20 protein-coding genes are annotated in these 21,492 nt (G+C 73.6%); 13 read left to right on the top strand and 7 right to left on the bottom strand.

All coding sequences use genetic code 11. The features are described from left to right. Positions 1–12 precede the first annotated feature (12 nt). Positions 13–864, top strand: coding sequence for a MurR/RpiR family transcriptional regulator (locus AQJ58_RS17105; protein WP_107122084.1), 852 nt, complete (start codon positions 13–15; stop codon positions 862–864). A gap of 85 nt (positions 865–949) precedes the next feature. Beyond that, the gene (locus AQJ58_RS17100; protein ID WP_067251045.1) at positions 950–1,534 is read left to right on the top strand and encodes a hypothetical protein; all 585 of its coding nucleotides are present in this window, start codon (positions 950–952) and stop codon (positions 1,532–1,534) included. A gap of 12 nt (positions 1,535–1,546) precedes the next feature. On the opposite strand, the gene AQJ58_RS17095 is transcribed toward AQJ58_RS17100, so the two are convergent. From AQJ58_RS17095 to AQJ58_RS17080, 4 genes are read right to left on the bottom strand one after another with little or no spacing between them, the layout of a single operon-like run. Beyond that, on the bottom strand, positions 1,547–1,921 hold the full coding sequence (locus tag AQJ58_RS17095) for a roadblock/LC7 domain-containing protein (RefSeq protein WP_059203185.1): 375 nt from the start codon (positions 1,919–1,921) through the stop codon (positions 1,547–1,549). Then, positions 1,897–2,475, bottom strand: coding sequence for a roadblock/LC7 domain-containing protein (locus tag AQJ58_RS17090; protein WP_067251044.1), 579 nt, complete (start codon positions 2,473–2,475; stop codon positions 1,897–1,899). Before AQJ58_RS17090 ends, AQJ58_RS17095 begins: the two co-directional genes overlap by 25 nt. A gap of 34 nt (positions 2,476–2,509) precedes the next feature. After that, entirely contained in the window at positions 2,510–3,529 is a 1,020-nt protein-coding gene (locus AQJ58_RS17085) for a hypothetical protein (RefSeq protein ID WP_067251043.1), read from the bottom strand. After that, positions 3,526–3,942 carry a hypothetical protein gene (locus tag AQJ58_RS17080; RefSeq protein ID WP_067251041.1) on the bottom strand — a complete coding sequence of 139 codons (417 nt, stop codon included), beginning with the start codon at positions 3,940–3,942 and terminating at the stop codon, positions 3,526–3,528. Before AQJ58_RS17080 ends, AQJ58_RS17085 begins: the two co-directional genes overlap by 4 nt. A gap of 378 nt (positions 3,943–4,320) precedes the next feature. On the opposite strand from AQJ58_RS17080, the gene hutU reads away from it, so the two are divergent. From hutU to hutI, 4 genes are read left to right on the top strand one after another with little or no spacing between them, the layout of a single operon-like run. Beyond that, positions 4,321–5,985 (top strand): urocanate hydratase, encoded by a 1,665-nt coding sequence (gene hutU / locus AQJ58_RS17075; protein WP_067251039.1) that lies wholly within the window; start codon positions 4,321–4,323, stop codon positions 5,983–5,985. Then, positions 5,982–7,199: an allantoate amidohydrolase gene (locus tag AQJ58_RS17070; RefSeq protein WP_067251037.1), complete on the top strand. Its 1,218-nt coding sequence runs from the start codon at positions 5,982–5,984 to the stop codon at positions 7,197–7,199. The genes hutU and AQJ58_RS17070 overlap by 4 nt, the downstream gene beginning before the upstream one ends. Further along, positions 7,196–8,545, top strand: coding sequence for a formimidoylglutamate deiminase (locus tag AQJ58_RS17065; RefSeq protein ID WP_107122069.1), 1,350 nt, complete (start codon positions 7,196–7,198; stop codon positions 8,543–8,545). Before AQJ58_RS17070 ends, AQJ58_RS17065 begins: the two co-directional genes overlap by 4 nt. 50 nt (positions 8,546–8,595) lie before the next feature. Next, on the top strand, positions 8,596–9,771 hold the full coding sequence (hutI, locus tag AQJ58_RS17060; RefSeq protein ID WP_067251033.1) for an imidazolonepropionase: 1,176 nt from the start codon (positions 8,596–8,598) through the stop codon (positions 9,769–9,771). A 116-nt stretch (positions 9,772–9,887) separates the two neighbouring features. Here hutI and AQJ58_RS17055 read toward each other — a convergent pair whose 3' ends face one another. Further along, positions 9,888–11,456: a ricin-type beta-trefoil lectin domain protein gene (locus AQJ58_RS17055; protein WP_079078988.1), complete on the bottom strand. Its 1,569-nt coding sequence runs from the start codon at positions 11,454–11,456 to the stop codon at positions 9,888–9,890. 154 nt (positions 11,457–11,610) lie between these two features. Beyond that, complete coding sequence (locus AQJ58_RS17050; RefSeq protein WP_067251777.1) at positions 11,611–12,540, bottom strand: RNA polymerase sigma factor SigF; 930 nt, start codon at positions 12,538–12,540, stop codon at positions 11,611–11,613. A 285-nt stretch (positions 12,541–12,825) separates the two neighbouring features. Between AQJ58_RS17050 and AQJ58_RS17045 the strand changes: the two genes are divergently transcribed. From AQJ58_RS17045 to AQJ58_RS17020, 6 genes are all read left to right on the top strand, one after another. Beyond that, positions 12,826–13,203 (top strand): STAS domain-containing protein, encoded by a 378-nt coding sequence (locus AQJ58_RS17045; RefSeq protein WP_067251031.1) that lies wholly within the window; start codon positions 12,826–12,828, stop codon positions 13,201–13,203. Between the two features lie 236 nt (positions 13,204–13,439). After that, positions 13,440–13,934 (top strand): ATP-binding protein, encoded by a 495-nt coding sequence (locus AQJ58_RS17040; protein WP_067251030.1) that lies wholly within the window; start codon positions 13,440–13,442, stop codon positions 13,932–13,934. Positions 13,935–14,744: 810 nt separating this feature from the next. Beyond that, a complete protein-coding gene (locus tag AQJ58_RS17035; RefSeq protein ID WP_199844600.1) occupies positions 14,745–15,446 on the top strand; it encodes an LPXTG cell wall anchor domain-containing protein in 702 nt (233 codons plus the stop codon). A gap of 45 nt (positions 15,447–15,491) precedes the next feature. Then, positions 15,492–16,181 (top strand): COG1470 family protein, encoded by a 690-nt coding sequence (locus AQJ58_RS17030; protein WP_324613767.1) that lies wholly within the window; start codon positions 15,492–15,494, stop codon positions 16,179–16,181. Positions 16,182–16,207: 26 nt separating this feature from the next. Further along, on the top strand, positions 16,208–17,311 hold the full coding sequence (locus tag AQJ58_RS17025) for a hypothetical protein (RefSeq protein WP_067251774.1): 1,104 nt from the start codon (positions 16,208–16,210) through the stop codon (positions 17,309–17,311). Positions 17,312–17,375: 64 nt separating this feature from the next. Then, positions 17,376–18,632 (top strand): hypothetical protein, encoded by a 1,257-nt coding sequence (locus AQJ58_RS17020; protein WP_067251773.1) that lies wholly within the window; start codon positions 17,376–17,378, stop codon positions 18,630–18,632. A 64-nt stretch (positions 18,633–18,696) separates the two neighbouring features. Here AQJ58_RS17020 and AQJ58_RS17015 read toward each other — a convergent pair whose 3' ends face one another. Next, positions 18,697–20,193, bottom strand: a complete 1,497-nt coding sequence (locus tag AQJ58_RS17015) for an oligopeptide:H+ symporter (protein ID WP_067251027.1) — start codon at positions 20,191–20,193, stop codon at positions 18,697–18,699. 544 nt (positions 20,194–20,737) lie between these two features. Between AQJ58_RS17015 and AQJ58_RS17010 the strand changes: the two genes are divergently transcribed. Further along, complete coding sequence (locus tag AQJ58_RS17010) at positions 20,738–21,415, top strand: response regulator transcription factor (RefSeq protein WP_067251025.1); 678 nt, start codon at positions 20,738–20,740, stop codon at positions 21,413–21,415. Positions 21,416–21,492 lie beyond the last annotated feature (77 nt).

The raw sequence follows: 21,492 nt of genomic DNA, 5'->3' as shown, positions 1-21,492 counted from the left end.
GGGGAGACCGACATGGACGGCACGGGGGTGGCGGACACGCCCGCCGGACGGCTGCAGCGGCTCTTCGAGGGGCACCGGCTGACACCCACCCAGCGGCGCATCGCCCACAGCATGGTGCGGCGCGCCGCCGACGTGCCGTTCCTGTCCAGCGTCGAGCTGGCCGAGCTGGCCGGGGTCAGCCAGCCCTCCGTGACCCGGTTCGCCGTCGCCCTCGGCTTCGACGGCTACCCCGCGCTGCGCCGGCACCTGCGCGAGGTCGCGCCCGCCGACCAGCCCGCCGGCTCCGCCTCCTACAACGAGTACCAGCAGGCCGTCGAGGCCGAGATCGAGAACCTGCGGCATCTGGCCGAACTCCTCGCCGACCCGCGCCCGGTGCACCGCGCCGGTCGGCTGCTGGCCGCCTCCCGGCCCCTTGTGGTGCTGGGCCTGCGGGCCGCCGCCTCCCAGGCCTACGGCTTCGCCTACTTCGCCGCCAAGGTCCACCCCGACGTACGGCTGCTCAACGAGGGCGGCACGATGATCCAGGACCGGATCGACGCGGCCGTGCGCGCCGGTGCGAGCGCGCTGCTGTGCTTCGCCCTGCCCCGGCATCCGCGCGAGGTCCTCGACGCGCTGACCTGCGCGAAGGAGGCGGGGCTGACCGTCGTCACGGTCGCCGACTCCGCGTTCGCCCCGGTCGCCAAGGTCTCCGACCTGCTGCTGCCCGCCGCCGTCGGCACCGGTCTCGCCTTCGACACGGCGTGCGCGCCGATGCTGCTGGGCCGGGTCCTGCTGGAGGCGATGTGCGACGACCTGCCCGACGCGCAGGCCCGCCTGGAGGAGTTCGACACCCGGGCGGCGGCCCGCGGGCTCTTCGTCGAATAGCGCCGCTCGGTTCTCAGACTGGTCTCACGTTCGCTCACTAGCCTGACCGGTCACCAGAACGTGCCGGAGCGAGGAGGAGACGGACGTGGCGCGCGGAGGTCAAGGGCTGGCCCGGGTGGCCGTGGTCGTACGGGCCGGGGCCGCACCGCTGTGGTGGTGCGGGGTGTTCACGGCGGGGGTCGGCGTCCTGCCGCCCGGGATCACCGGCCGCCGGATCGGGGTCATGGCGGGGGCCGCGCTGTTCCTCGTGGGGGCGGCCGTGGTGGCGCTGTACGGCCGTAGGCGGTACACCGCGCTCGCGGGCGGTGCCGCCCGGGCCGGCAAGCACGATGTGCTCCAGGACCGGGCGGTCACCGTCCGCACGTGGCGGCGCGGCCACCGCTGGTGGCTGCTGCTCGCCTTCGCGGTCGCGCTGGCCGGCTCCTTCGCCGTGCCCGCCGCCGCCGGCATGCTCCTCGCCGGCTGCGGCACCGGGCTGCGGCTGAAGGCGGCCTGGCTCGGGCGGCGCGAGCGGGCCGGGGACGCGCTGCTGTGGGTGCGCGTCGACTGGCTCGGCCGGTACGGAGGCCGTCCGGCCGGAAAGGCGGTCAAGGCGTACCGCAGCACCGGCATCGGGGCGGGCGACGCGGCCCCGGGCGGCACCCGCCGCGGCACTCCCTCCTCCGTCTGACTCCGGGCTGTCCTAGACCTCCAGGTCCTCCTCGATCTTCCTGAGCTGGTGGCGGGCCATCGCGAGGTTGGCCCGCTTGGCGTCCAGCACGAGGTACAGGAAGAGCCCGTTGCCGCCGCGCCCGCTGATCAGACGGATCAGGTGGTACTGGTCGGACAGCGTGATCAGGATGTCCTCGATCTGGGCCTTCAGCCCGAGGTGCTCCATGGTGCGCATCTTGGCGCGCACCACGTCGGTGTTGCCGGCCGCGGCCACGTTGAGGTCGAAGGTCTTGGAGCCGCCCAGCGTGCCCAGCGCCATTCCGCTGGTGTAGTCGACCAGGGCGGCTGCCGACGCCCCCTCGATGGTGGCGAGCGCCTCTTTCAGTGCGGTTTCGGTGTTGGCCATGACGTGTTCCTCGGTTCCTCTCGACTTTCCGTGGTGGTGCGCGCGTCCGTGGTGGTGTCGCGCGCCGATCTGGTCCATGGGGGGGCGGCGGGGGGTCTGGCCGGCATCCGCACGGGCGGCTGGGCCGACGGCTTCGCGGGGGCGGCCTTCGGCTCACGCATCCGCGCCTCGCGCGCCCTCGCCTCGTACGCGTCGACCAGCTCACCGATCCGGGCCCCGGCCCGGCGGCCCTCCAGGTGGAGCCGACCGACGTTGACACGGTCCTGCGCGAGCACCGTCAGCACGGCGTGACCGCCGGCCGCGTACGTCGCGACATAGCCGTACCGACCGCGCACGAGCAGCTCGCGCAGATCGCCCTGCCCGGTGCTGTCCGTGAGCCGGACGGCGACGCCCAGGGCCGCGGCGGTCAGCGCGGCCACCCCCTCCGGCTCCACGCCGGGGGTGTCGTGGGCGAGGACGAGTCCGTCCACGCCGGCCGCCAGCGCACCGGTCAGCTGCGGCAACCGGGCCCGCAACCGGCGGAGCTCGTCGAGGATCTCCGGCCCGGCGGCCATCAGTTCGCTCCTCCCGTCGCGCGGTCGCTGCCGCTCAAAGGGCCTCCAGCGCATCTCTGAGCCTCTTCAGCAAGGTGATGTCGGGGTCGTTGACACGGGGCAGCGAGGCCGCGTGCGGGGGCTGGACGGTGGGCGGCACCCCGGGCGCGCCGGGCACAGCGGGCGCACCGGCCGTTCCCGGCGCCCCCCGGCCGCCGGGGCCGCCGGCCGGTGACGAGCCCGGTGCCCCCGCCGCTCCCGCCGTCCCTGCCGCTCCGGCCGTTCCTGCCGCCCCCGCCGTTCCTGCCGGGACGTACGGCGGGGGCGGCGGTGGCGGTGGGGGGAACAGCCCCGTCAGCAGCCCCGCCGCGGCCAGCCGGCGGACGTCCACCAGGGTGTGGAACGCCTGCCGGCCCAACGCACGGGCGATGTCCGACGCCGTGCGCACCCCGTCCACCAGCGCCAGCACGGCGCGCTGGCGCGCGGTCGGCGCCGGGGCGGCGAAGGCCTCGGCCCGCACCAGCGGCGCCCCGTCGGCCACCGGGTCCGGCCACAGCCGGTCCAGCAGCTCACGGCGGCGCAGCGTCTCGCGCTGCAGCGAACCCACCGGCACCGACCGCAGCCCGCCCAGGGGGTGGACCGCGCCGTAGCGGAAGCGGCCCGGGGCGCTGCTGGGCGCGAGCACGAAGTACGCCGCGTCGTACAGCGCCGCCAGCTGGCACAGCTCCAGCGCGCCGCGCGGGATCCGGCCGGCGTCCAGGAGCAGCCGCAGCGCGCCCTGCTCCGGGCCGGCGCGGTCCAGCGCCTGCTGCCAGGAGGCGCCGTCGAGGGTGCCGTGGGTCAGGAGGAGCACGTCGAGACCCGGAGCGAAGGGGCTCTCGGCGTGCACCACGCGGCCCTCGGCGAGGTAGAGCGAGCCGCGCTCGCGCTCCAGGACGCCGGTGGCCCGGTCCGCGGCGAGCCGGGTCAGCATCGGCGACAGCCCGCCTCCCGCCTCCCGGGCCGCCGATCTCTCCCGCACCGGAAGGCGGGGCGGCGGGGTCGTGCCCTTCGGTGTCGTCCCCACGAGCGTCACCCCAGCACCAGCCGTCCGGCCATCTCGCCCAGCCGGATCCGGGCCAGCGCGAGATTGCCGTCCGACCGGCTCAGCCACACGTGCAGGAAGACACTGCTGTCGAAGGACGTCGGCACGAACCGCAGCAGGTGGTAACTGTCCCGGTTGCTGATGATCAGATCCTCCACCGGGGGCTCGGCCGCCTCCTGCGTGGCACCGTCGCCGGAGGCGTCGTACCCCTCGGGGGTGAACGCGCGCTGCTCGGCCGTCAGCCGGGCGACCTCGGCGGCCTCGGCGGCCGCCGCCTCGTGGTCGCCGCCCGGGAACTCCCCGACGGCGCCCAGCGCCAGCCCGCTGGTCCAGTCGACCAACGCCGCTCCCCGGGCCCCGGGCAGCCGCATGGCCTCCAGTAGGCACTCGTCGATTCCGGGCACCGTTCGGCTCCCCTCCCGCCCGCGGTTCGGATGAGTGAGGGAGACGCTACGCAACGTATGCGCCACGGGTGAGGGATCTGGCATTTTCCAGCGGAACATGCGACCGACTGACTAACGTGGGTCGGCTGGCCCCGATTGGGGGCGCGACGCCCCATGCGTCCCTATCAACACCGTGAGCACGGTTTACGTCAACGGCGCGCCCTCCCGTCAGGGGTGGTGAACTCGGTGCCGCGCGCCCCTGTCCTGCCCCCAGCGCCCCTCCCCCCTTTTCGCGCGCGGCTTCGCCCCGGTGTATTGACTAGTTCTATTCAGGAGTCCAGGATGTGAATAGAGAGAGCAACAGTCCGTCGGGACGAACCGTCCGCAAGGAGGCAGACCATGTCAGGACCCCGCCCCGTACGAGCACAGCGCGGTACGGAACTGAGCGCCCTGGGATGGCAGCAGGAAGCCGCTCTGCGGATGCTGCAGAACAACCTCGACCCCGAGGTCGCCGAACACCCCGACAAGCTCGTCGTCTACGGCGGCACCGGCAAGGCCGCCCGCGACTGGCGCTCCTTCGACGCCATGGTGCGCACCCTGAAGGGGCTGAAGCAGGACGAGACGATGCTCGTCCAGTCCGGCCGCCCCGTCGGCGTCATGCAGACCCACGAGTGGGCCCCGCGCGTCCTCATCGCCAACTCCAACCTCGTCGGCGACTGGGCCAACTGGGAGGAGTTCCGCCGCCTGGAGGCCCTCGGCCTGACCATGTACGGCCAGATGACCGCCGGTTCCTGGATCTACATCGGCACCCAGGGCATCCTCCAGGGCACCTACGAGACCTTCGCCGCCGTCGCCGCGAAGAAGTTCGGCGGCAGCCTCGCCGGGACCATCACCCTCACCGCCGGCCTCGGCGGCATGGGCGGTGCCCAGCCCCTCGCCGTGACCATGAACGACGGTGTCGCGCTCTGTATCGACTGCGACCCGCGCGCCATCGAGCGCCGCATCGAGCACCGCTACCTCGACGTGAAGGCCGACTCCCTCGACCACGCCCTCCAGCTGGCCGTCGAGGCCCGTGACGCGCGCCGCCCGCTGTCCATCGGCGTCCTCGGCAACGCCGCCGAACTGGTCCCCCAGCTCCTCGCGATGGGCGCCCCCATCGACATCGTCACCGACCAGACCTCCGCCCACGACCCGCTGGCCTACCTGCCGGTCGGGGTGGCCTTCGAGGACATGGCCGACGCGGCCGCCAAGGACCCGGCCGGCTTCACCACGCGGGCCCGGGAGTCGATGGCCCGCCACGTCGAGGCCATGGTCGGCTTCCTGGACGCCGGCGCCGAGGTCTTCGACTACGGCAACTCCATCCGCGGCGAGGCCCAGCTCGCCGGCTACGACCGGGCCTTCGCCTTCCCCGGCTTCGTCCCCGCCTACATCCGCCCCCTGTTCTGCGAGGGCAAGGGCCCCTTCCGCTGGGCCGCCCTGTCCGGCGACCCCGCCGACATCGCCAAGACCGACAAGGCCATCCTCGACCTCTTCCCGGAGAACGAGTCCCTGGCCCGCTGGATCAAGCTGGCCGGCGAGCGCGTCCACTTCCAGGGCCTGCCCGCCCGGATCTGCTGGCTCGGCTACGGCGAGCGCGACAAGGCCGGCGAGCGCTTCAACGACATGGTGGCCTCCGGCGAGCTGGCCGCCCCGCTGGCCATCGGCCGCGACCACCTCGACTGCGGCTCCGTCGCCTCCCCGTACCGGGAGACCGAGGCCATGCTCGACGGCTCCGACGCGATCGCCGACTGGCCGCTGCTCAACGCCATGGTCAACGTGGCCTCCGGTGCCTCCTGGGTCTCGCTCCACCACGGCGGCGGCGTCGGCATGGGCCGCTCCATCCACGCCGGCCAGGTCACCGTCGCCGACGGCACCAAGCTGGGCGGAGAGAAGATCCGCCGCGTCCTGACCAACGACCCCGGCATGGGCGTCATCCGGCACGTCGACGCCGGCTACGACATCGCGGAGACCGTCGCCGACGAGCGGGGCGTGCGGGTGCCGATGCGCGAAGGTGACGACGCGTGACGTTCCACAGCATGTGGGCGGAGTTGCTGCCCGTCGGCCGTGACTCCGCCTCCCGCGGCTACCGCCGGTTCGCCTGGACCGCCGCCGACGCCGAGTGCCGGACCTGGTTCGAGGAGCAGGCCGCCGCGCGCGGTCTGGCCTACGAGCTGGACCGCAACGGCAACCAGTGGGCGTGGCTCGGCGACCCGGCCGCCGGGGACGCCGTCGTCACCGGCTCGCACCTCGACTCCGTGCCCGACGGAGGCGCCTTCGACGGACCGCTCGGAGTGGTCTCCTCCTTCGCCGCGCTCGACGAACTGCGCACCCGCGGCGCCGAGTTCACCAGGCCGCTGGCCGTCGTCAACTTCGGCGACGAGGAGGGCGCCCGCTTCGGTCTGGCCTGCGTCGGCTCCCGGCTCACCGCCGGAGCGCTCACCGCCGAGCAGGCGCACCGCCTCACCGACGCCGACGGGATCACCCTCCCGCAGGCCATGGAGGCCGCCGGCCACGACCCCGACGCCATCGGCCCCGACCCCGAACGGCTGGCCCGCATCGGCGCGTTCGTCGAACTCCACGTCGAACAGGGCCGCGCGCTGGACCTGTCCGGCGACCGGGTCGGCATCGCCAGCGCCATCTGGCCGCACGGCCGCTGGCGGTTCGACTTCCGCGGCGAGGCCAACCACGCCGGCACCACCCGCCTCGCCGACCGCCGCGACCCGATGCTGTCGTACGCCGAGACGGTCCTCGCCGCCCGCCGCGAGGCCGCGCTCGCCGGTGCCGTCGCCACCTTCGGCAAGATCTCCGTCGAGCCGAACGGCGTCAACGCCGTCCCCTCCCTGGTGCGCGGCTGGCTCGACTCCCGGGCCGAGGACCAGGCCACCCTCGACACCGTCGTCGGCGGCATCGAGAAGGCCGCCCGCGCCTACGCCGAGGAGCACGGCATCGACCTCGACGTCGTACGTGAGTCCTTCACCCCGGTCGTCGAGTTCGACCACGCCCTGCGCGACGAACTCGCCCGCATCCTGGGCCGGGACACCGACCTCAAGGTGCCCGTCCTCGGCACCGGCGCCGGACACGACGCCGGGATCCTCTCCGGACGCATTCCGACCGCCATGCTGTTCGTGCGCAACCCCACGGGTGTCTCGCACTCCCCGGCCGAGTTCGCCGCCGAGGACGACTGCGTGGCCGGGGTGCACGCCCTCGCCGACGTACTGGAAGGACTGGCCTGCAGGTGACCTCCACGCAGCGGACACGGACCTACTGGCTGGAGCACGCCTGGCTCGACCCGCGGGTGGAGCCGGGCGTCGCCCTGGACGTCACGGACGGCCGGATCACCGCCGTCCGCACCGGCGTCGACACCCCGCCCCCGGGCGCCGAGATCCTGCGCGGCCTCACCCTCCCCGGTCTGGCGAACGCCCACTCGCACGCCTTCCACCGCGCCCTGCGCGGCACCGTCCAGGTCGGCTCCGGCACCTTCTGGACCTGGCGCGAGATCATGTACTCCGTCGCCGACCGGCTGACCCCCGACACCTACCACGCCCTGGCGCGCGCGGTGTACGCCGAGATGGCGCTCGCCGGGATCACGGCCGTCGGCGAGTTCCACTATCTGCACCACGCCCCCGGCGGCACCCCGTACGCCGACCCCAACGCGATGGGCGAGGCCCTGATCGAGGCCGCCGCCGAAGCCGGCATCCGCATCACCCTCCTCGACACCGCCTACCTGTCCTCCGGCTTCGGACAGCCCCCCAAAGCCCACCAGCTCCGCTTCTCCGACGGCAGCGCGGACGCCTGGGCCGAACGCTCTTCACTTCTCAAGGAACGGGATCACGCACGGATCGGGGCCGCGATCCACTCGGTACGGGCCGTGCCCGCCGAGCAACTGGCGACCGTGGCCGGCTGGGCCGGGGAGCGCGGCGCGCCGCTGCACGTCCACCTCTCCGAGCAGACCGCCGAGAACGAGGCCTGCCACGAGGTCCACGGCTGCACCCCGACCCAGCTCCTCGCCCTGCACGGGGTCCTCGGCCCGCGCACCACCGGCGTCCACAACACGCACCTCACCGCCGAGGACATCTCCCTGCTCGGCGGCAGCGGCACCGGCACCTGCATGTGCCCCACGACCGAGCGGGACCTCGCGGACGGCATCGGACCGGCCGTCGCCCTCCAGAACGAGGGCTCACCGCTCTGTCTGGGCTCCGACAGCCACGCCGTGATCGACCTCCTGGAGGAGGCGCGCGCGATGGAGCTGAACGAACGCCTGCGCACCCGCACCCGCGGTCACTGGACGGCGGCCGCCCTGCTGCGCGCCGCCTCCGCCGACGGCCACGCGGCCCTGGGCCGCCCGGAGGCGGGCGCCCTGGAGACCGGCGCCCCCGCCGACTTCACGACGATCGCCCTCGACTCCGTCAGGACAGCGGGCCCGCTGCCCCGGCTCGGCGCCGAGACCGCCGTATTCGCGGCGACCGCGGCGGACGTGCGGCATACGGTCGTCGCGGGCCGGCACGTCGTACGCGACGGGGCCCACACGCTCGTACCGGACGTGCCGCAGGCGCTGGCCCGTGCGGTGGAAGCACTGCACGACTGACCCCCGCCCCCGCATCCGCCCGCGCCCCTGTGAGCCACGAGGACACGACGATGAGCAGCAGCACCGTCATCACCAACATCGCCACGCTGGTCACCAACGACCCCTCCCTCGGTGACGGTTCTCCCCTCGGTCTGGTCCGGGACGCGGCCGTCGTCGTCGAGGGCGACCGCGTCGTGTGGACCGGTGACTCCAGCAAAGCACCCGCCACTGACAACCGGGTCGACGCCGACGGCCGGGCGGCCCTCCCCGGCTTCGTCGACTCCCACTCCCACCTCGTCTTCGCGGGCGACCGCACCGAGGAGTTCAACGCCCGGATGTCCGGCCGCGGCTACACCGCGGGCGGCATCCGGACGACGGTGGCGGCGACCCGGGCGGCCAGTGACGAGCAGCTCGAGGCGAACCTCACCCGCTACCTCTCCGAGGCCCTCCACCAGGGCACGACCACCTTCGAGACCAAGTCCGGGTACGGCCTGACCGTCGCCGACGAGGCCCGCGCCCTGCGCATCGCCGCCCGCCACACCGACGAGGTGACCTACCTCGGCGCCCACATCGTCTCCCCGGACCTCGCCGACGACCCGGCCGCGTACGTCTCGCTGGTCACCGGCGAGATGCTGGACGCCTGCGCCCCGCACGCCCGCTGGATCGACGTCTTCTGCGAGAAGGGCGCCTTCGACGGCGACCAGGCCCGCGCGATCCTCACCGCGGGCAGGGCGAAGGGCCTGCACCCCCGCATCCACGCCAACCAGCTGTCCTACGGCCCCGGCGTCCAGCTCGCCGTCGAGCTCGACGCCGCGAGCGCCGACCACTGCACCCACCTCACGGACGCGGACGTGGACGCGCTCGCGAACAGCCGTACCGTCGCCACGCTCCTGCCCGGCGCCGAGTTCTCGACCCGTGCCGCGTGGCCGGACGCCCGCCGGCTCCTGGACGCGGGCGTCACGGTGGCCCTGTCGACGGACTGCAACCCCGGCTCCTCCTTCACCTCCTCGGTCCCCTTCTGCATCGCCCTGGCCGTCCGGGACATGCACATGACCCCGGACGAGGCGGTCTGGTCGGCCACGGCGGGCGGCGCGGCAGCCCTCCGCCGCACGGACGTCGGCCGCCTCACCCCCGGCGCCTACGCCGACCTGACCCTCCTGGACGCCCCGAGCCACGTCCACCTGGCCTACCGGCCCGGGGTCCCCCTCGTCTCGGGGGTGTGGAAGAGGGGCGTACGGGTGGTCTGAGCGGGGCCCGGCCTCATCGGAACGAGGGGGCGTACGGCCGGGACGCTGACGGGGCGCCCGGCGCAGGCCGCCGGCAGATGCGCCGGCGCTCCGGGTTCCTGGTCGGCGCGGGCCGGTCAGCGCGCGCCCGCCCGCCACCGCTGGTCCCCGCCGCCGTCCAGCGGCTCCAGTGACACCCCGCCGCCCGCGTCCGCCGTCAGCCCCGTGAGGATCGCGATCCGCGGGCGGATCGTCCCGTCGGGGTCCACGGTGAAGCGGAGGTTGTCGCCGTTGTCGCCCTCCACCGAGGCGCACTGCCAGACGCCGACCCCCTTGTCCACCGAGCCCCGGCTGTCCAGGCAGAAGTCGGTGTCGGCGGCCGACTGGAGCACCTCGCGGTCGGTGTCCACCCGCCAACGCTGGCTGGGCGACGACGTACACGGCACCGTCACCACGTCCGTGCCGTTGTCGAAGTCCCCCGCCACCTCCAGACAGCGGCCCGTCGCGACGTTCACGACCTGGGCGTACGTCCCACCCGGCGCACGGGTCGGGGAAGGGGACGGGGTCGGGGCCGGGGGCGGGGGTGCGGTGGTGCGGGAGGGCGACGGAGTCGCGCTCGGTGCCGGGGATCTGGTGGTCGGGGCGGGGGTGGGGGCGGACGCCGACACCGTCGCAGTCACCGTCACCCGAGGGGCCGTCGACGGGGCCGCGACGGCCGCGCCGGTCGGGGCTCCCCCGTCGTCCGAGGGCAGCAGGGTCAGCCCCAGGGGGAGCAGGGCCAGCGCTGCCGCCGCCGAGACCAGGACCGGACGGCGCCGCGGGAGCCGTCGTACCGGTGCCGTCACCGCAGCCGCCGGTTCCCGCTCCTCCCGCACGTACGCCGTCCCCGCCCACGGCAGCAAGCCCTCCGCGAGCGCCGTGCGCGGCGTGGCCCGCAGCGCGCGCTGTTCCTCGTACGCCGTCGCGCAGTGCGGGCAGTGCGCCCGGTGGGCCTCCAGGTCGGGGCTGCGGCGGGCGCCCTCCGGCCGTACGGACTCCTCGATCAGCCGCCGGAAGTCCCCGCAGCGGGGGTCGGCGGAGGCGGCCAGGCGCAGCCGGAGCGCCGCTCCCGCCAGTGCGTGGAGGGCGGGGGCGATTCCGTACGTCACGTCCTCGGGGGTCAGGCCGAGGAGTACGGCGATGCGGGCCGGCGGGTCCCGCTCCACCACGCCGTACCAGAGCAGGCCCTGCGTGCGGGACGGGAGGGAGTGGAAGGCCGGAGTGAGGGGAGGGAGCGGGGCGTGGGGGGCGGGGGCCGTGCGGAGGACCAGCAGCAGGCCCGCGTCCAGGCCGCTCGCCCGGTCGTCCCCGGCCCAGTCCGCCGCCACCCGTACCACCTGGAGCAGCAGCCGGTGCCGCCAGGCGCCGCCCGGTTCGCTGCCGCGCGCGGTCTCGCGGGCGGTGAGGGTGAACGCCTCCGCCGCCAGCCGGCGCGCGGCCGGTTCGCTGGTCGTGCACCGGCGGGCGTAGGCGAGGACGGCGCTTTCGTGGCGGGCGCGCAGCGCGCGCAGCGCCGGGTAGGCCCGGGCGGGCGCGCCGCGCAGCAGATCCGTCAGGCGGGTGTCGGAATCTCCTGAGGCATCGGCATCGGCATCGGCATGGGCATGGGCATCGGTATCGCCGGAAGTGGTGGGATCCTCTCCGCTCTCTCCAACCGCACGGACCACGACATCCGCCTCCTCGCCGTTGCTGACGTACCGGTCAGTCTGGGGTGGGGGTGACCCTAGTGGCGAGAGGGGGGTCGGGGGGAGGGGTTTCCGGGGGTAAGGTCCCCGGCCCCGGGGGCCGGGCGAGCGGCGCCGGACCCCGGGGCCGAGGGTCCTACTCCTCGACCGTCAGTCCCTTGCGCAGCCGCACCAGCGTCCGTGACAGCAGGCGGGACACATGCATCTGCGAGATGCCCAGTTCCTCGCCGATCTCCGACTGGGTCATGCCCGCGACGAAGCGGAGGGAGAGGATCTGGCGTTCGCGCGGCGGGAGTTCGGCGATCAGGGGTTTCAACGACTCGACGTACTCGATGCCTTCGAGTCCGTGGTCCTCGTAGCCGATGCGGTCGGCGAGGGCGCCCTCGGCGTCGTCCTCGTCCGGCTGGGCGTCCAGGGAGGACGCCGTGTAGGCGTTGGAGGCCACCATGCCCTCCACGACCTCCTCGTTGGTGATGCCGAGACGTTCCGCCAGTTCCGCCACGGTGGGGGAGCGGTCCAGCTTCTGGGCGAGTTCGTCACCCGCTCTGGCCAGGTCCAGGCGCAGCTCCTGGAGCCGGCGCGGAACGCGCACGGACCAGGACGTGTCGCGGAAGAACCGTTTGATCTCACCGACGATGGTCGGCATCGCGAAGGTGGGGAACTCGACGCCGCGGGACAGTTCGAACCGGTCGATCGCCTTGATCAGACCGACCGTGCCGACCTGGACGATGTCCTCCATCGGTTCGCTGCGCGAGCGGAAGCGGGAGGCGGCGAACTTCACGAGCGCCAGGTTCAGCTCGACGAGGGTGTTGCGCACGTACGCGTGTTCGTGCGTGCCTTCTTCGAGCGACTCCAGCCGCTCGAACAGCGTCTTGGACAGGGCCCGTGCGTCGACGGCCCCGATCTGCGCGATCTCCTCCTGGGGAGGGATCAGCTCGTCGTACGGAGGGGGCGCGTCGGGGTGACGGGGCCCGGGGAGCTCCGCGATGGGATTCAGCTGGTCCTGTACCGGTGGGGGTGTCGACGGCGCGGCCGGGGTGGGCGATGCGTCGAGCCGGGGTGACATGATGTCCTCCATCGTTCTCGGCATAAGGCTGCCGAAGCCAGTCAGCGCACTACGGTGTGCGGCGCCTCCAAAGCCGGCCGTGTCGGTTGCGTGTTCCTTACTAGCCCTACCGGCTTCACGGAGCCATCCGCAAGTGCGAATTGGTGGCTTATGTCCGTTTGTGTGCGATTGCTCGGGTGTTGGAGCGCGTGACGAAGGCGTAGTGTTCGAGGGCAGCCGGCGGCGACTTCGGCAGGCTGCCCGCAGGTGACCACCCAGCAGTGAGCGACCCCGGGAGAGAGACGCATGGACCGCGGGACGGTCGGCAGCGCACAGTCGGGCCGGCTTCTGGTCGAGGTGCGGGAGGAGGGCTCCAGCGCCGTCGTGACCCCGGCGGGCGAGCTGGACCACCACACCGCCGATCTGTTGCGTGACCCACTCGAGGACTGTCTCGCCAGGGGGTTCAGCAGGCTGGTCGTGGACTGCTCGCGGCTGGAGTTCTGCGACTCCACGGGGCTGAACGTCCTGCTCGGCGCCCGGCTGAAGGCGGAGGCGGCGGGGGGCGGGGTCCATCTGGCGGGAATGCAGCCCGTGGTGGCCCGGGTCTTCGAGATCACCGGGGCGGACGCGGTGTTCACCGTGCACGACAGCCTCGCGGCCGCGCTCGCCGACGAGGACGGCTGAGCGGGGCGGGCCGGGCGCGCCGGGCGGAACCGGTCACCCCGGCCGTGTCCGGTCGCAACCGCCCGAAACGGGGGGTGTTCCGTCGGTTCCGCCGGGCAGGAGACACCCTGGACCTGAACATGTCGAGGGCACGTTCGACGGAAACGCCGGTGTGCCACGTACTGAACTCCGTACGGCACTCTGTGCTGAAGTGAACGTTGAATTGTGAACCGGTGAATCGGTGAGGTGAAGCGCTGATGAGCACCACCCGGCCCTACTCGCCGGGCGACCGCGGTCCGGAGCAGGAGCCGGAGGCCGACGGCGCCACCGGAGCCCCGGCGGGTCGCGAGGTCCGCGGGCTGAGCTTCGACGGCGTCAGCGGGGTCGTCCCGGCGGCCCGCGACTTCGCCCGGCAGGCGCTGTACGCGTGGGGCTGGCTGCCCGCGGCCACCGCCGACCAGCGGGCCGCCGCCGAGGATGTGCTGCTCGTCGTCTCCGAGCTGGTCACCAACGCCTGCCTGCACGCCGAAGGGCCGGAGCGGATGGTCCTGGGCTGCGACAAGAAGGTGATCCGCGTCGAGGTCTCCGACCGCGGCACCGGCCAGCCGGCACCCCGCACCCCTCACCGCGCGGGCCGCCCCGGCGGCCACGGCATGTTCATCGTCCAGCGCCTCTGCCTGGACTGGGGAGTCGTCCGCGCGCCGGGCCTGAAGGGCAAGACGGTCTGGGCGGAACTGGGCGCACCGGCCTGACGGGGGCGGACCCGCCGGGCGAAGTGTTCCGGGAGACGGCTCGACGAAAACGCTCCGCGGCCCGGCGGCGCGGGCCCGGCCCGGCGGCTCGACGGAGGCGGCCCGGCTTGACGGTGGTGGCCCGGTTTGGCGGTGGCGGCCCGGTGTGGCGGTGGTGGCCCGGCCTGGCAGGGGTGGTCCTGCTCGATGGTGGCGGCCCGGTCTGGCGCGGGCGCTTCCGCTTGATGGGGGCAGCCCGGGTTCATGAGGCCGACGCGGCTTGGTGGCAGCGGCGGGGCTGCCACGGCTGACATGCACGGACGTCGCGGCTGCCCTGCACGCTATGCGCCTGTACGGCTGCCACGCCCGCCGAGGCCACCGCGCCTGCCGCCTGCGCCCGGGGCGGGGCGCGGACGGCACGTGTGTGGGGGCGTCACGGCGCGGGGGCTGGCCCCGCTCGCGGTGCGCTCCCGCCGCGCCACCCCACCGGGCTCCCCGCTGCCGGCGGCGCCACCGCAGGTCTCCCGCACGGACCCCACCGGGTACGCCCACCCAGGTACGGGCCCCCTCGCGGAACCCTCTGGTGCGGCCTCTCATGCCGGGCCCCGGCGCGGCCCCCTCCGCCTGCGCCCACCCCAAACCACCCCACCCCCAACCACCCCCGCACCGAACCCCCGCCCCGCCCCCACCCCACCCCCGGATCCCCCCAACTCCGGCCCTCCCCTTCTCTTCCCTCCTCAACCTGCCCGGCGTACCTTGACGGCTCGATCTGATGGCTCGTCAGGAATGGCCGGGAAGGGCCGGCAGGCGACCGGCAGGAATGAGGGGACCGTGTCGAACCGGAAGCGAAGTGCCGCGCTCATGTCCGCCGCGGCCCTGGCCGGGGCGGCGGTCTGGGTGTCCGCCCCCGTGGCCACGGCCGAGGTCGTCGACGTCAACTACACGTGCAAGACCCCCATCGGTGACAAGAGCGCGGTCTCGCCGATCGACATCAAGGGCGTCAAGAGCGGCAGCGGCTACAAGATCACCATGTCCTGGCAGAAGGGCGTCTCCTCCAGCCCGGTGGAGCTCGGCGCGGGCTCGATGGTCCCCAGCGCCACCATCGAACTCGGCGGCGCGGACAGCGGCACGATGAGCGTCACCGGCCCCGCCAACCAGGCCGCGATCCCCGAGAACACCCCCATCAAGATCAACGACCTGAGCGGCACGTACACCCCGAAGAAGACCGGCAAGGTCACCTTCACGGCCGCCGTCCTCACCATCAAAGCCCTCGGTACGACCACCACCTGCACGCCCGCCAACAGCCCCGGCCCCTCCCTGACCCTCGACGTGACCGCGTCGGGCGGCGGCAGCAGCAGCGGCGGAGGCACCGGCGGAAGCGGCAGCGGCAGCGGCGGTGGCAGTGGCGGCGAGCTTCCGCAGACCGGGCCCGAGGACTCCGCGATCGCCCTCGGCACCCTCGGCGGAACCGTCCTGCTCGCCGGCGCGGCGGGCGTCCTGTGGCTGACCCGGCGGCATCAGCAGCCCCGCTGACCCCCGCCGGCCCCCGCCACGCCCCCCTCCTCACCGGAGCCGCCGATGCCGCCGATGCCGTACGCCTGCGCCCCCGCCGCGCGCACCCTGCTGCTGACCCTGCCGCTGCTGGTGGCCGCCGCTCCCGCCGCCACCGCCGGCGGCTGGTCGGCCGCGCCCTCGGGCGGCGGGCGGCCCTCCTTCTCCGCGGAGGGGGTGCCCGGCGCGGTGCTCCAGGACACGGTCGCCGTCACCAACCCGGGCACCCGGCCGCTCACCGTACGGCTGCACGCCGCCGGCCCCGACGGGCTCCCGGTCACCTTCGCCCGGGCGGTCGTGCGGGTGCCCGCCCGCACCCGCGCCGAGGTGCCGTTCACGGTGACGCTCCCGGCGGACACACCCCCGGGCAACCGCGCCGGTGCGATCGTCGTACAGGAGTCGACGGGGCGGCGGGTCACCGTCCCGCTGCTGGTGCGGGTCGGCGGTCCCAGGCTCCCCGCGCTGAGCGTCGAGCACGTGGCCGTGCGCGGCGACCGCATCACGTACGAGCTGGTCGACCGGGGCACGACGAAACTCGTACCCCGGCTCGCGGTGCGCGCGGACGGGGTCCTCGGGACCGTACGGGACCGTGCCCCGCGCACCCTGCCCGTCCGGCGCCGGCGGGCGGGCGCGCTGTCCGCCCCGGCCGGGGCCCTGGCGGTCGTACGACGACGAAGGCGCGAGGCCGAAGCCGGAGCGAGGGGAGCGGGTACGTGAACGGCAGACCGCGGACCGCCGCACCGGTGTTCCTCCTCTTCCTGCTGTCTCTGGTGTCCCTGGTGGCGCTGCTCCTGTTCCCGGCGTCGCCGCTCGCGCCGGCCGGCACCGCGGCGGCGGCCGACCAACCCGCCGTCACCCTCTCCGGCGCCGAGGCCGGGACCGGTGCCTCGGTCACCGTCAGCGGCAGCGGCTGGCGGCCGCGCACCCTGCTGATGCTGCTGATCTGCGGCCGGGCCAGCCCCGCCCGGGGCCTGACCGGGGGCACCAACTCCTGCGCCAACGCCGACGGCAGGGCCGTCACCACCGACGCCCAGGGGCGGTTCACCCGCGCGCTCCCGGTGTCCGAGCCGCCCGATCCCTGCCCCTGCGTGGTGCACGTGGCCACCGCGACCGGGGCGAGGGCGCAGGTCGACGTGGTCTTCCGGGTGGCCGGGCACCCCGTCGAACCGCTGCCCGCCGCCTCCTCGTCCGGCGGCCGGCTCGCCGTGCTCACCGACACCCGCCTGGACGGCTCGGGCGGGCTGCTCACCTGGTTCGGCGCGCCGCCCGCCCGCACCCTCGTCCTCACCGTCGGCAACCTCGGCACCACGACCGTGAAGGACCCGGTGTTCGAGGTCGGCACCGCGCACGGGGTGTTCGCCCCGCAGTGGGACGAGCGGCAGTGGCGCGGCACGATCCCGCCCGGCGGGAGGGCGCGGGTGAAGCTCCCCGTCGAACTGTCCGCCGGCGCCCACGGCGCCTACACCGTCTCCCTGAAGTACGGCGGCCGGGTCCTCGCGGAGCAGCCCTGGGCCGTGGGCCGCCCCTGGGGCGTGACGCTGTTCTGGATCCTGCTCTGCCTGGTGGTGCCGGCCGCGGTGTTCCGGATCGGGATGGCGGTGGTGGACCGGGTGCGGCCGCGGAGCCGGCGGGCCCGCCCGACCCGCCGGTTCCGCCGGCCACGTACGGGGCCCGGACCGGACGGGCCCGGCGGCCGGGAGCCCTCAGCGGTCCCCGCCAGTACGTCCGCGATCCTGCCGTGGTTCACCCCGGGCACCGCCCCGGTCCCGGCGGACCGGCTCTCCGCACCGCACGACGACCGTCCGACGAGTCCCCGACTCCCGGCAGGAAGGGAACCAAGTGAGTGAGAGAGCCGTACCACCCCCGCGCGGGGCCGGGCGGAGGAGCGCGGCCGCGGCGGGCGCCGCCGTCCTGCTCGCCGGGGCCGCCGCGCTGCTCGGCGTGACCGCCGGGCAGGCCCAGGCCGCCGAGGTCTCGTACGCCACCCACTGCGTGCCGCCCCCGGGCGTGGGCCTGCCCGAGATCGACGGCACCAGCAAGGTCGACATCAGCGCGCCGGCCACCGCGAAGGTCGGCGACACCGTCGACATCGTCTGGACGTTCACCCAGGCCGCGTCGAAGAACCCGGACATCATCGACCTGCCCCCGAACTCGGTCCAGCCGTCCGGCACGTTGAAGGCGGCCGGCGCGCAGAGCGCGGACATCGCCCTGACGGGCCCGCGCGAGAACCCGGCGATCCCCAAGGGGGGCGCCATGGTGCTGTCCGCCATGAAGGGCACGCTGAAACTGACGGCGGCGGGCCGGGTGACGCTGACGCCGAACGCGTATGTCGTCAACGCGCTGGGCACGAACACCACCTGCACGCCGTCCGAGACCGTCCAGCCGGCCGCGACGATCACGGTGACGGCGGGGGAGGGCGGTTCGAGCGCGTCGCCCGATCCGTCGGGGAGCGCGAGTGCGAGCGCGAGCCAGTCCTCGTCACCGTCGGCCAGCGTGTCGGCCAGCGCGTCGGCCAGTGCGTCCGCGAGCGCGTCGCCCAGCGCGACCGACGACGGCCGAACCGACTTCACCGGCAAGGTCGTGGACATCCCCTACACCTGTGACTCCCCGCTCGGGGTGAAGAAGGCGACCTCGCCGATCCAGATCAACGCCAAGAAGGCCGGCGGGAGTTACGACCTCACCGTGCAGTTCAAGAAGTCGGTGATGGACAGCCCGATCGACATCCCGGCCGGCAAGGTGAAGCCGACCATGCAGGTCGTGCTGGGCGGCTCGGACACCGGCTCGGTGACGGTGGAGGGCCCGCTGAACACCGCGACGATCCCGCAGGGCAAGCCCATCGAGATCCCGGACCTCACCGGCACCTACAAGCCGGGCGCGACCGGCGAGTCCACGCTCTCCCCCGGCGTCCTCACCATCGAGGCCATGGGCACGACCACTACCTGCACCCCCGACAGCACCGCCGTCTCCCTCACCCTCGACACCGAGGAACAGGCGAGCGGGGCCTCAGGCGGTTCGTCCTCGTCGAGTACGTCGACCGGCGGCGGCCTCGCGGAGACGGGCGCCGGCGACCACGCCTCCCTCAAGGCCCTGGGCCTGGTGGCCGGCACGGTGGTCCTGCTGGGCGCGGCGGTGTTCACGTTCATGCCGGGCCGCAGACGTCTGCGGTGAGCACGGAGAGGGCCACCCCGTTCGACGAACACGGGTGGCCCTCTCCGTCAGACGCAGGAGACGCTCAGTGGACGTCCCCCATCAGCTCCCGGACCCTCTTGCGGTACATCCACACGGCTCCGCCGGCGATCACCGCGAGCACTGCCTGCAGCGCGACGATCCCCGTCTTGTTGAGGTCGACACCGGCGATGGCCAGCAGTCCGGTGGTCGCGTCACCCGCGGTGACCGCGAGGAACCAGACACCCATCATCTGCGAGGCGTACTTCGCGGGCGCCATCTTCGTGGTGACCGACAGACCCACCGGGGACAGCGTCAGCTCACCCACGGTCTGGACGAAGTAGATGCCGACCAGCCACATCGCGGCCGCCTTGTGACCGCCGTCGGCGATCGCCAGCGGGGCGAGGAACAGGAAGAAGGACGCGCCGATCAGCACCAGACCCATCGCGAACTTCACCGCGGTGCTCGGCTCCTTGCCGCGCCGGGCCAGCGCCAGCCAGGCCCAGGCGAAGACCGGCGCCAGCGCCATGATCATGACCGGGTTCACCGACTGGTACCAGGAGACCGGGAACTCCCAGCCGAAGATCGTGTTGTCGGCGGAGGAGTCCGCGAACAGGGACACGGTGGAACCACCCTGGTCGTAGATCATCCAGAACACGGCCGCGGCCACGAAGAACCAGATGTACGCCGACATCTTCGACTGCTCGGCGCGGTCGAGGTCCTTGTCCCGCTTGATGCGGCCGATGACGACGACGGGGATGACCAGACCGGCGAGGGTGATCGGGACCAGCAGCCAGTTCAGGGTGTAGTGGCCGGAGACGGCCACGACGGTGTAGAAGACGGCGGCGACGGCGGCCCACAGACCGGCCTTGCGCAGCGTGGCGGACTTCTCGGCCGCGGTCATCGGGGTGGGCACGACGTCCGAGCGGGAGTTCAGGTGACGGCTGCCGAGCAGGAACTGGGCGAGGCCGAGGGCCATGCCGAGCGCGGCGAGGGCGAAGCCCAGGTGCCAGTTGACGTTCTCGCCGACGGTGCCGATGACCAGCGGGGCGGCGAAGGCGCCGAGGTTGATGCCGATGTAGAAGACGGTGAAGCCGCCGTCACGGCGCGGGTCGTCCGGGCCGTCGTAGAGGTGGCCGACCATCGTGGAGATGTTGGCCTTCAGCAGACCGGAGCCCACGGCGACCAGGCCGAGGCCGGCGTAGAAGGTGCCGGAGTTCGGCAGGGCCAGGGTGAGGTGGCCGAGCATGATGATCGCACCGGCGACGGCGACCGTCCTGCGGGGGCCGAGGACACGGTCCGCGAACCAGCCGCCGGGCAGGGCGAGCAGGTAGACGAGCGACAGGTACACCGAGTAGATCGCGGTCGCGGTGGCCGCGCTCAGGTGCAGGCCGCCCGGGGCCACCAGGTACAGCGGGAGCAGGGCCTTCATGCCGTAGTAGGAGAAACGCTCCCACATCTCGGTCATGAAGAGGGTGGCCAGTCCGCGGGGGTGGCCGAAGAAGGTCTTCCCGGAGCCGGGGGTGGCCGGACGGACCGAGTCCTTCGTCAGGCTGGACGCCATGGTCGTTCCTTGCTGGTCGGGACGCGCTGCTTCAGCGTGCATGCCTGAGCGGTCACGCGCCCGGTGGGGGAGGGCCGGCACCGGCGGGTCGGTCCGTCCGCCCCACGCCCTCGGGGAGCCGCTCCGGGTCGCGGAGCGGTGGACGGCGACCACCGGGATCCACGCCTCTACGCGCGTTGCGCGAGCAGAGGCCCGGCCAGGGGTCATTCCTTTCGAGGCCGGCGGGGACGAGGCCCGCACCGGCCCGCACACGAAAGAGACCTTCGGCGTCAAGCGCGCCAAAGGTCCCCGCGGTGCTACAGGCGTTGTTTCACCATACGTCAGGAGAGTGCCGGAATTGAATAGGTTTGAGATACGGATCACAGGTGATCAAGGAACCGCGGTGACCTTTCGAAGGTCTGTACTATCCTGCCACCCCTCGACCATAGGTACATACCAAGATCGCCCCACGGGCGGCGGGTCGATTGTCCGGCATGTCCCTGGGTAAGAGACAGCCGCGCCGATCACACTTCGACCCGTGCCGCCTGCGGACTACCATCACCTCATGACCCGTGTACTGCTCGCCGAGGACGACGCGTCCATCTCGGAGCCGCTGGCCCGCGCACTGCGCCGGGAAGGGTACGAGGTCGAGGTGCGTGAGGACGGACCGACCGCGCTCGACGCCGGGATGCAGGGCGGCGTCGACCTGGTCGTGCTGGACCTCGGCCTGCCCGGCATGGACGGCCTCGAGGTCGCCCGCCGGCTGCGCTCCGAGGGCCACGCCGTGCCGATCCTCATCCTGACCGCGCGCGCCGACGAGGTGGACACCGTCGTCGGCCTCGACGCGGGCGCGGACGACTACGTCACCAAGCCCTTCCGTCTCGCCGAACTCCTCGCCCGCGTACGGGCCCTGCTGCGGCGCGGCGCCGCGGAGCCCGCGCAGCCGCCCGCCACCCACGGCGTGCGCATCGACGTCGAGTCGCACCGCGCCTGGATGGGCGACGAGGAACTCCAGCTCACGGCCAAGGAGTTCGACCTGCTGCGGGTTCTCGTACGGGACGCCGGCCGGGTCGTCACCCGCGACCAGCTGATGCGCGAGGTCTGGGACACCACCTGGTGGTCCTCCACCAAGACCCTCGACATGCACATCTCCTGGCTGCGCAAGAAGCTCGGCGACGACGCGGCGAACCCCCGCTACATCGCCACCGTGCGCGGCGTGGGCTTCCGCTTCGAGAAGAGCTGAGCCCCGACCGGTCCGGTGCCCGGCCGGACACCCGTCGGACGTCCCCCGCGGGCACCCGCCGGGCAGGGGGCCGGGCA

It is taken from the genome of Streptomyces sp. DSM 15324 (assembly GCF_001514285.1).
GTDB lineage: Bacteria > Actinomycetota > Actinomycetes > Streptomycetales > Streptomycetaceae > Streptomyces.
This window is presented reverse-complemented; position numbering and strand designations above follow the sequence as displayed.

Bases quoted from the DNA above. Each gene is read 5' to 3' on its own strand.
- AQJ58_RS17105 (WP_107122084.1), top strand. From the start codon at position 13: ATGGACGGCACGGGGGTGGCGGACACGCCCGCCGGACGGCTGCAGCGG.
- AQJ58_RS17095 (WP_059203185.1), bottom strand. From the start codon at position 1,921: ATGGCCAACACCGAAACCGCACTGAAAGAGGCGCTCGCCACCATCGAG.
- AQJ58_RS17090 (WP_067251044.1), bottom strand. From the start codon at position 2,475: ATGGCCGCCGGGCCGGAGATCCTCGACGAGCTCCGCCGGTTGCGGGCC.
- hutU (WP_067251039.1), top strand. From the start codon at position 4,321: ATGTCAGGACCCCGCCCCGTACGAGCACAGCGCGGTACGGAACTGAGC.
- hutI (WP_067251033.1), top strand. From the start codon at position 8,596: ATGAGCAGCAGCACCGTCATCACCAACATCGCCACGCTGGTCACCAAC.
- AQJ58_RS17050 (WP_067251777.1), bottom strand. From the start codon at position 12,540: ATGTCACCCCGGCTCGACGCATCGCCCACCCCGGCCGCGCCGTCGACA.
- AQJ58_RS17045 (WP_067251031.1), top strand. From the start codon at position 12,826: ATGGACCGCGGGACGGTCGGCAGCGCACAGTCGGGCCGGCTTCTGGTC.
- AQJ58_RS17040 (WP_067251030.1), top strand. From the start codon at position 13,440: ATGAGCACCACCCGGCCCTACTCGCCGGGCGACCGCGGTCCGGAGCAG.
- AQJ58_RS17030 (WP_324613767.1), top strand. From the start codon at position 15,492: ATGCCGCCGATGCCGTACGCCTGCGCCCCCGCCGCGCGCACCCTGCTG.
- AQJ58_RS17015 (WP_067251027.1), bottom strand. From the start codon at position 20,193: ATGGCGTCCAGCCTGACGAAGGACTCGGTCCGTCCGGCCACCCCCGGC.
- AQJ58_RS17010 (WP_067251025.1), top strand. From the start codon at position 20,738: ATGACCCGTGTACTGCTCGCCGAGGACGACGCGTCCATCTCGGAGCCG.